Raw genomic sequence first — 9036 nt, 5'->3', positions numbered from 1 at the left:
CCGGCACCCCCCCCCCCCCCCGGTTAAGCCCCACAGCTCCACCCTCACCATAAACACCGTCCCCAACAAAAACAACCCCCCCCCCCCCCCCCGGGGGGGGGGCCCCCCCCACCGGGGGGGGGCCCCACCACCGGGGATTGGCTTGCCCACCGATGAGCACCGTCAGTGTCGTGATCCCGTGCTACAAGTACGGCCATTTCCTCGCCGACTGCGTCAGCAGCGTCCTGGACGAGCAGGACGGCGTCGACGTCCGGGTGCTCATCATCGACGACGCCTCGCCCGACGACTCCGCGGAGGCCGCGCTCAAACTCGCCGCCTCCGACCCCCGCATCGAGGTCCTCGTCCACGAGACCAACAAGGGCCACATCGCCACCTACAACGAGGGCCTGCTGGAATGGGCCGACGGTGACTACGTCGCCCTGCTGTCGGCCGACGACCGGCTGGTCCCGGGCTCACTGGTCCGGGCCGCAGCCCTCCTGGACGCCCACCCCGAGGCGGGGTTCGCCTACGGACGGCCGCTGCGCTTCCAGCACGGCGGCCCCCTGCCGCGGGCCCGCACCCGCTCCACCGGCTCGGTCGTCTACCCCGGGCAGTGGTGGCTGGAGCGCCGGTTCCGCGAGGGCACCGGCTGCATCACCTCGCCCGAGGTCGTGGTCCGCACCAGCCTGCAGCGCACGGTCGGCGGCTACGACCCGGCCCTGCCCCACGCCGGCGACATCGAGATGTGGATGCGGCTCGCCGCCCACGCCGACGTCGGCTACGTACGCGGCGCCGACCAGGCGTTCTACCGCGTCCACGGCAAGAACATGTCCACCACCGACTTCGGCGGCCAGCTCGACGACCTGCGTCAGCGCCTGGTGGCCTTCGACTCGGTGCTCGCCAAGTGCGGCGACCGGCTGCCCCACGCCGACCGGCTGGCCGACCAGGTCCACACCCGGCTCGCCCGGTTCGCCCTTCGCCGCGCCTACCGGGCCTACGACCGGGGGCGTACCGAGGTCGTCCCGGTCGACGACTGCGTGGCGTTCGCCGCGGAGTGCCTGCCGGGCTACGCGGCGCTGCCGGAGCACCGGGCGCTGCGGCTCCGCCGGCGGATCGGCCCGAAGGCGATGCCCTACCTGCAGCCGCTGGTGTGGTCGGCCGTCGCCGAGCGCGGCCGGGAGGCGCTGTGGTGGGAGTCGTGGAAGCGCCGCGGCATCTGATGGAGCACCGGCACCACTCAGTCGGCCACCGCCACCGCACCGGCGTGGCGGCCGGGGGACACCGTCCGGCGGCCCAGCAGGTACCGGTCGAGCCACAACGCGCCGAGGACACCGGCCGCCGCGCCCAGCAGGGCAGTGCCCGCCAGACCCCGGCCCCGGTCACCCTGTACCTCGGCGGCGCTCGGCGCGACCAGCACGGCGGCGGTGATCCGCGCTCCGGCGGAGACGCCCTGCGCGGTCTGCAACCGCTCGACGTGCTCGGTGTAGACGTCGATGATCCGGCGGACCGCCGTCACGGCGGCGTCCGAGCCGGACGCCTGCGACTGCACCTGCAGGGAGGGGATCAGATAGCGGGGCGTCGCGCTGGTGCCGCTGTTGCGGGGGACGAGGTGGTAGGTCCCCCGCACGCCCGCCGCCCGCAACTCCCGTGCCCCCGCGGGGGACTGCAACTGCTCGACGATCCCGTACGAGACCAGGGCCAGCGGCGGCTGCAGATTGGTGAGCTGGTTGGGCTGGTTCCGGGTCACCGGCGGCTTGAGGACGACCACCGCCGAGCCGGTGAACTGCGGGGCGGGGCGCACCACCCGGTACGCGCCGGCCGCCGTCAGCAACAGCGCGAGCACCACGACGTACCAGCGGCGCAGCAGCGCGTCGGCGACGTTCCCGGGCGACATAGGAGATCCTTCCGTCACCCCCGATACTGGCAGGACACACGGCTGGATGCCACCGAACGGGGGGATGGTTCGTGAGCCTTGGTGAGATATGGGCCATTCTGCGCAGACGTTGGTACTTCATGGTGCCCTTCACGCTGCTCAGTCTGCTCGGCGGCGGCTATCTGTACGTCACCGTGCCCGTCTCCTACCAGTCGCAGAGCTCCGTCGCCCTGCTGGACTCCTCGGCCGTCGCACGGCTGGCCCCCACCTTCGGCAACCCCATCTCGAACGCGGGCGGTTCGCTCATCGTCACGGCCGACGTGCTGATCCGCACCCTCGAATCGAGCGACGCCGCCAAGGAGTTGCGCGGCCGGGGCGTGACCGATCCGTACACGGCCGGTTTCGCCCCGGCCAGCGACAGCCCGCTGCTCGTGCTCAGCGTCACCGGCACCGACCGCGAGAAGGTGCTCGAGGAGACCAACACCCTGACCGCCTTCGCCGGTGAGCAGCTGAAGGCCCTGCAGTCCGCCGACAAGGTCCCGAGCCCCTACCGTGTGCAGACGACGCCCGTCGTGCTGCCGCAGACCCCGGTGGCGAAGTCGAAGAGCCGCTACCAGGACATCGCCGCCGTCGTCATCCTGGGCGTGGTCAGCGCGTTCCTGCTGTCGATCCTGATGGAGGGCGTCTCGGTCGTGCGCCGCCGGCGGCGCGCCGCCCCGAGCGCCGCCGCGCCGAAGAAGGAGACCCGCGCTCCCAAGCGGCTGCGCACGGGCGCGCCGAGCCGGCGCGTCGACGCCACCGCGATCCTCACCGTCTATCTGGTGCTGGCCTTCTTCGTCCCGTCGAACCTGGCCCTGCCCGCGCTCGGCGGCGTCGGCACCCCGGCCAACGTGTTCGCCCTGCTCGGACTGCTGTGGTACCTCGCGACCTGGCTCGGCGGCCGCATCCTCCCGGCGCCGGGGACCCGGCTCCCCCGGATCGCCATGTGCGTGCTGGGCACGGCCGTCCTCATGGCGTACATCGCCGACTCGATGCGCGAGAGCTCGCACCAGGAGGTCCTCGGGGCCGACCGCGGACTCATCGGATTTTTGGTGTGGGTGTCACTGGTCGTCCTCACCTCGGCCGGGGTGCAGGAGCGCGGCCGGCTCGACGTCCTGATGCGCCGCCTGGTGGTGATGGGGACCGTCGTCGCCGCGATCGGCTACTACGACTTCTTCTCGGCCACCAACATCGCCGACTCGATCCACATCCCCGGACTGCAGACCAGCGTCGCCCAGGTCACCGCCATGGACCGCGGCTCCTTCACCCGCCCCCGGTCCACCACGGCCCAGCCGCTGGAGTTCGGCGGCATGCTCGCGATCCTGGTGCCGTTCGCCGTCCAGCAGGCGTTCGACCCGGTACGCCGCCACCTCCACGTCCTGCGCCGCTGGGGGCCGGTCGTCCTCATGGCCGGCGCGCTGCCGCTGACCGTGTCCAGGACCTCGATCATCGGCATGCTGCTGATCGCCCTGGTGATGGTGCCCCGCTGGAAGCCCCAGCGGCGCTGGGCCGCGATCGGCCTGATGACGGCGTCGGTGGCCGGCTTCAAGGTGCTCATCCCCGGACTGATCGGCACCATCACCGAACTGTTCGCGTCGTTCCTGTCCAACTCCGACAGCAGCACCCAGGCCCGCACCGTCAAGTACAGCGCGATCGTGCCCTACCTCGAGGAACACCCCCTGTTCGGGCGGGGCTTCGGCACCTTCACACCGGACCTGTACTTCTTCACGGACAACCAGTACATGCTGACCCTCGCCGAGATGGGAGTGCTCGGGGCGATCGCCCTGCTCGTGCTGTTCATCACCGGCATCCACCAGGGCGGCTCCATCCGCCGCCTGGCCCGCACCGACTCCGACCGCGAACTGGGCCAGGCGTTCTTCGCCTCGTCCCTGGTCGCCCTCGTCATCAGCGCCACCTTCGACTCGCTCAGCTTCCCCATGTTCGCCGGCATGTTCTTCCTGGTCCTGGGGGCGGGGGGCAGCTATCTGAGCTTCGTCCGGCGCGAGGCGGCCGCCGCTGCCCCCGCCCCGGTGCCCGGCAAGACCCCCGACGTCCCGTCGCCCCGACTCGTGGAGATCCGATGAGCCCCGTCGCAGTCGTCGTCGTCACCTGGAACAGCGCCGCGGTGCTCCCCGGGTTCCTCGCCGCCCTCCCGGACGGCATGGCCGGCCTGGACTGGCGGCTCGTCGTCGCCGACAACGACTCGGCCGACGACACCGTGGAGGTGCTGCGCACCCTCGCGCCCGACACCACGATCGTCCAGACCGGCCGCAACGCCGGATACGCGGCGGGCATCAACGCCGCACTCGACGCCGCCGGTGAAGGGGACGGCGGCTACGGAACCGTGCTGGTCTGCAACCCCGACATCCGGATGCGGCAGGGCTGCGCCAAGCGGCTCGTCGACCGGCTCGACGCGGAGGTGGGGATCGCCGTACCCCTCCTGTACGAGGAGGGCCGCGAGGCGCCGCTGTACTCGCTGCGCCGTGAGTCCACGGTGGCCCGGGCGCTCGGCGAGGCGGTCATCGGCAACCGGCGGGCCGGACGGTTCCCGTGGCTGAGCGAACTGGTCACCGACCCCGCCGCCTACGCCCGCCCGACCCGCCCGGACTGGGCGACCGGCGCGCTCATGGCCCTCTCGGCGGACTGCCTGGCCGCGTGCGGTCCCTGGGACGAGTCCTTCTTCCTGTACTCCGAGGAGACCGAGTACTGCCTCCGCGCCCGCGACCTGGGCTACCGCACACAGCTGGAGCCGACCGCTCAGGCCGTGCACCTGGGCGGCGAATCCCGGGTGTCGCCCCGGCTGTGGACCCTGCTCACGCTCAACCGCGTGCGTCTGTACGGGCGTCGGCACGGCGCCCTCGCGACCGGATGCTTCCGGGCGGCCGTCTTCCTGCGCGAGGCGTCGCGTGCCGTTCTCGGCAGGGAGGCCAGCCGTGCGGCGGCGGCCGCCCTGCTCCGGCCGGGCGCGCTGCGGGCGCCCGCGGGACCGTGAGGCCCGGCCGGGCTCCGCTCAGCCGGACCAGGTCGTGTAGAAGCTCTCGGGGTTGACCAGGTAGCGCACGGTGGCGTGCGGTACGTGGCGCACGCGGTGGCCGCGGCTGTACCGGAAGACGAGCTCCCAGTCCTCGCGCGGCAGCACCTCCGGCGTCCGCCGCAGCCGGCTGAACCGCAGCCCCGGGGTGCGGCGCGCGACGAACGCGTTGGTGTCGAGGAAGGACTCCCGGGCGGCCCGGCGGCGGTCGAACGGCACGGACAGCACGTCCCGTTCGGTCCCGTCCGGCAGGACGCGGCGCAGCGCCGTGTAGACACCGTCCGGGCCGTCGGGGGCCTCCAGCGCCGCCAGCGCCCGCTCCAGGTGATCGGGCTCCCACAGGTTGTCGTCGTCCAGGAAGGCCACGTAGCGCGAGCGGGTGAGGCGGATGCCCACATTGCGCACGACACCGGCCACACCGGTGTTCCGCGCCAGCGACACGGCGAACAGCCGTGGATCGTCGGGGAGTTCGGTCAGACCGGCCCCGTCGTCCACGACCACGACGACCTGGTCGCGCACCGTCTGGGCGAGTGCCGAGCGGACGGCGGCCCGCAGCTGGTCGGGGCGGCGGTGGGTGGCGATGACGGTGGCGACGAGGGCGGCCGGCGCCTCGGCGGCGCAGGCCGAGAGCCGGCGGGTCTCGGCGGTCTCCAGCCGGCGCAGCCGCAGCGCGGTAGGGGCGAGGAGGACCTTGTTGCGGAGCTCGAAGAGGACGAGCCAGCCGAAGGCGCGCTTCAGCAGTTCCCAGGGGGCACGGACGATCCGTCGCATGTTCCTCTTCCTCAGCCGGCCGGCGCTGGGGTGACCGGAGTGCCGTCGGTGAACCGGTTGCCGCGCCAGACGTTGCCGGAGCCGTCGGCGTTCCAGGCCGTGACGGCTCCGTAGCCGCCGCCGTTGCGGTGGTACCGGGTGGAGAAGACGTTGTTCGTGACCGTGATCCCGGTCGCGCCCTTGCCGCCCCCGTAGAGGGTGTACGCGCCCCCGGCCAGCAGGTTGCCGTCGACGACGGTGTTGGACACGGGGCCGGTGTCGGAGAACAGCCCGATGCTCGCCGAGGCCCCTTGGCCTACGGCGACGGGATTGAGCAGGGTGTTGTGCCGGATGATCAGCTTGCCCTTGTTGCTGCCGCCGCTGATCACCGCGTCCGTGTGCTGCCACTCGCCGCCCGCGTTGCGGAACGGCACGAGGTCGTGCACGTAGTTGTCGTGGATGTGGCCCTGGCCCATGGACAGGGCGTTGCCGAACACGGAGATGTCGCACCAGCCGACCTCGACGGAGCTGGCGCTCATGTTGGAGACGGCGTAGTCCACCCCGCCGTTGTCGGGGCCCTTGCCGGGTACGGCGGTGATGGTGGTGTGGAGGACCTTCAGCCCCTGGTGGCCGGGGCGCAGGTTGATCCCCCACCAGTTGGCGGAGGTGATCCTGGTGTCGACGATCGTCACGTCGTTCGCGTAGATGTCGAGCGAGCCGGTGATGTCCCAGCCCTTGATGACGGTGCCGTCGGTCCTGATGGTCATGTCGCCCGTGTCGTGCGGTGTCAAGGGAACACGGGGACCGGTGGTGTTGGCGTCGGGAAAGCCCGCTTCCCGTCCCGTGCCGCTCGGCGGGTGCGCCGTCCCGGCCTTGCCGGGGCCGGTGGTGGCTCCCTTGCCGTCCTCGGCGGAGCCGCCGCCACCGGAGCAGGCGGCGCACAGCGCGAGCAGCAGGACGGTGAGCAGGCGGCGGAGCCCCCTCATACGGACTCCACCGCCCGGGAACCCAGCAGGAACCGGCGGCTGGGCAGGACGCACACCACGTAGCAGGCCAGGGCGGCCGTGCCGACCAGGACCAGGGCCGGGGCGCTGTCGCCGAGGAACCGCCGCGCGGCGAGCAGCACCAGAGCCATCACGGCTCCCCCGAGCAGCGGCCAGGCGCAGGCCCTGGCGATGTGGCCGAGCCCGATCCCGGCCCGGCGGAGAGCGTAGAGAAACGCGGGTACGACGAGTCCGGCGGCGACCAGCACATGGCCCTGGGAGACGCCGACCATGCCGTTGAGGTGTGCGCCGACGACCAGTACGGGGACGAGGGCGACGAGCCAGAGCGCCTGGACCAGGATGAGGGAGCGGCGCTGTCCGGCGGCGACGAGACAGTCGTAGGCCAGTTCACAGCCGATGCGGACCAGGCCCAGGGCCATCAGCCAGGGCAGCGCCGCCGCGGCGGGCACCCAGGTACGGCCGTAGACGAGCTGGACGACCGGTGCGGCGAGGCCGCCGAGCAGCACGCACAGCGGCACGGTGCCCGTGACCAGGACGCCCAGGGCGCGGCCGAAGCCCTCGGCGAGGGCCCCCGGGGAGCCGGCCAGGCGGGAGAAACCGGCGAAGGAGACACGGCGTGCGGCCTCGCTGATGATGCGCACGGGCCAGCCGGACATGTTGAACGCCAGGACGTAGAAACCGAGGGACACCTGGCCGAGGGACGAGCCGACGATCATGGTGTCCACGTTGACGACGGCGAGGGCGAGAAGGCTCGCGCCGGCCAGCGGAAGTCCGAACCCCAGCAGCGCGCGGGCCTGTTGGGGTTCCCAGCCGAACCGCAGGGTACCGGGGGCGGCCAGGGCGCAGCCGATGAGAGCGGCGACGTTGCCCGCCACCGCTCCGCACGCGAAGCTCATCGCGCCCCAGCCGGCGAAGGCCAGCACCAGGGTCACTGCGGTGCTGAGGACGAAGTTGAGCGCGTCGATGACCATCCGCTTGCCCTGGGCGAACTCCCTGGTGAGGAAGTTGGCCGGGACCTGGGCCACGCCGTCGATCACCAGGCACAGACACATCACCCGCAACACGCCCGAGGCCTCGGGGGAGTCGAGGAGGCCGGCGACGGTCGGTGCCGAGACGAAGATGGCCGCGTACAGCAGGGCGCTGGAGGCGGCTCCCAGGGTGAGCACGGTCGGCGCGAAGCGGCGGGGGTCGCCGTCCCAGCGGACGATGGCCAGCCCGACGCCCAGCTCGTTGGCGGACAGCAGGACCAGGAGGACGGTCTGGGCGATGCCGTAGACGCCCCACTCCGCCGGTCCGAGGGCGAACCGTGCCAGCAGGATGCCGGTGGCGAAGTTGCCCAGGCGCATGACCACGGTGTTGATCAGGCTCCAGCGGGCCGCGGAACGGACCTTTCTGCCGAGGGACGGGGAAGGAGACGGTGGCGGTGGTTCGGGCGGCGCGGGGGCGCCGCTCTTCTCAGAGGGGTCGCTGTCCGGTGTGCGAACGCTGTCCATGCGACGACTCCTCGTCCAGCGGCTCGGCGGCGGGCGCCGCGGCCATGACGGGCCGCCCGGCCCTGGGCTCGGCGGCGGGCCTGTTCTCGGCGGAACGCGCCCAACTGGGCTGTGTCCGCAGGGCGATGGTCTGTTCGGCGACCGGTTCCCCGGCCGCCGGGTCGGGGGCGGCGACCGGCCCGGCGGTCTCGTCCCCGTCCGGGCCGGCGGCCGCGTCCGGCTGTGCCGCGGCCGCGCGCGACCGCCGGCGTGCCTCGACGTAGAACGTGGCGACCAGGCTCAGGACCAGACCCAGGCCCCCGGCCATGATCAGGTACTCGAGCCGGGTCTTGGTCTGCGCCACGGGGTTCTGCGGGGGCACGATGGTCGTCATGCGGATCATGGCCTTCGGGGCCACCGACTGCTGCTTCTGGAACTGGTCCAGCCGTTCCTTGGCATAGGCGGTCAGAAGGCGGTCCGAGGTCAGGACGGCGCTCCTGTCCGTGCCGGTGACGGTGAGCCACATGAGCGGCCCCTGCGCGTTGTCGGCGAGCTTGGCCTCGAACGTGCCCTTCGCCCCACGGGACTTGAGCTCCCGCAGGGAGATGTCGGAGTTGAGGTTGCGGGCCAGGCTGTCGGCCATGCCGGTGAGCGAGGTCTGGGTGCTGAGGAAGGGGTTGCCGTCGTAGGCCACGGTGGCCTTCTGCGAGTTCAGCAGCACGACCGTGCTCTGCGACTGGTAGGTGACGGGGACCACCAGGGCCACGGCCACGGCCAGGCACGCGGTCAGCAGCAGTCCGGGCAGCAGTACGTACCAGCGCCTGCGCATGACACGGAAGATCTCAGCGAGATCCATGGCGGTCCCCCCTAGCGACCCGACGTCCAACG

At 72.2% G+C, this 9036-nt stretch carries 8 protein-coding genes; 3 read left to right on the top strand and 5 right to left on the bottom strand.

Annotated features, from left to right (window positions below; translation table 11 throughout):
- The first annotated feature begins 152 nt into the window (after positions 1-152).
- Complete coding sequence (locus ACF08B_RS24135; RefSeq protein ID WP_392319306.1) at positions 153-1199, top strand: glycosyltransferase family 2 protein; 1047 nt, start codon at positions 153-155, stop codon at positions 1197-1199.
- A 17-nt stretch (positions 1200-1216) separates the two neighbouring features.
- Here ACF08B_RS24135 and ACF08B_RS24130 read toward each other — a convergent pair whose 3' ends face one another.
- Complete coding sequence (locus ACF08B_RS24130; RefSeq protein WP_392319305.1) at positions 1217-1873, bottom strand: hypothetical protein; 657 nt, start codon at positions 1871-1873, stop codon at positions 1217-1219.
- A 71-nt stretch (positions 1874-1944) separates the two neighbouring features.
- On the opposite strand from ACF08B_RS24130, the gene ACF08B_RS24125 reads away from it, so the two are divergent.
- Both ACF08B_RS24125 and ACF08B_RS24120 read left to right on the top strand, forming a co-directional pair.
- On the top strand, positions 1945-3975 hold the full coding sequence (locus tag ACF08B_RS24125) for an O-antigen ligase family protein (protein ID WP_392319304.1): 2031 nt from the start codon (positions 1945-1947) through the stop codon (positions 3973-3975).
- Positions 3972-4883 carry a glycosyltransferase family 2 protein gene (locus tag ACF08B_RS24120; protein ID WP_392319303.1) on the top strand — a complete coding sequence of 304 codons (912 nt, stop codon included), beginning with the start codon at positions 3972-3974 and terminating at the stop codon, positions 4881-4883. The genes ACF08B_RS24125 and ACF08B_RS24120 overlap by 4 nt, the downstream gene beginning before the upstream one ends.
- 18 nt (positions 4884-4901) lie before the next feature.
- On the opposite strand, the gene ACF08B_RS24115 is transcribed toward ACF08B_RS24120, so the two are convergent.
- The 4 genes from ACF08B_RS24115 to ACF08B_RS24100 are packed head-to-tail and all read right to left on the bottom strand — an operon-like array spanning position 4902 to position 9004.
- Complete coding sequence (locus ACF08B_RS24115; protein ID WP_392319302.1) at positions 4902-5693, bottom strand: glycosyltransferase family 2 protein; 792 nt, start codon at positions 5691-5693, stop codon at positions 4902-4904.
- A gap of 11 nt (positions 5694-5704) precedes the next feature.
- Positions 5705-6658 (bottom strand): hypothetical protein, encoded by a 954-nt coding sequence (locus tag ACF08B_RS24110; protein ID WP_392319301.1) that lies wholly within the window; start codon positions 6656-6658, stop codon positions 5705-5707.
- The gene (locus ACF08B_RS24105; RefSeq protein WP_392319300.1) at positions 6655-8169 is read right to left on the bottom strand and encodes an oligosaccharide flippase family protein; all 1515 of its coding nucleotides are present in this window, start codon (positions 8167-8169) and stop codon (positions 6655-6657) included. The genes ACF08B_RS24110 and ACF08B_RS24105 overlap by 4 nt, the downstream gene beginning before the upstream one ends.
- Positions 8132-9004: a Wzz/FepE/Etk N-terminal domain-containing protein gene (locus ACF08B_RS24100; RefSeq protein ID WP_392319299.1), complete on the bottom strand. Its 873-nt coding sequence runs from the start codon at positions 9002-9004 to the stop codon at positions 8132-8134. Before ACF08B_RS24100 ends, ACF08B_RS24105 begins: the two co-directional genes overlap by 38 nt.
- Between the last annotated feature and the right edge of the window lie 32 nt (positions 9005-9036).

Source organism: Streptomyces sp. NPDC015139, assembly GCF_043079785.1.
Taxonomy (GTDB): Bacteria; Actinomycetota; Actinomycetes; order Streptomycetales; family Streptomycetaceae; genus Streptomyces; species Streptomyces albidocamelliae.
The sequence above is the reverse complement of the archived record's forward strand: the minus strand, read 5'-3'. Positions and strand labels throughout refer to the sequence as shown.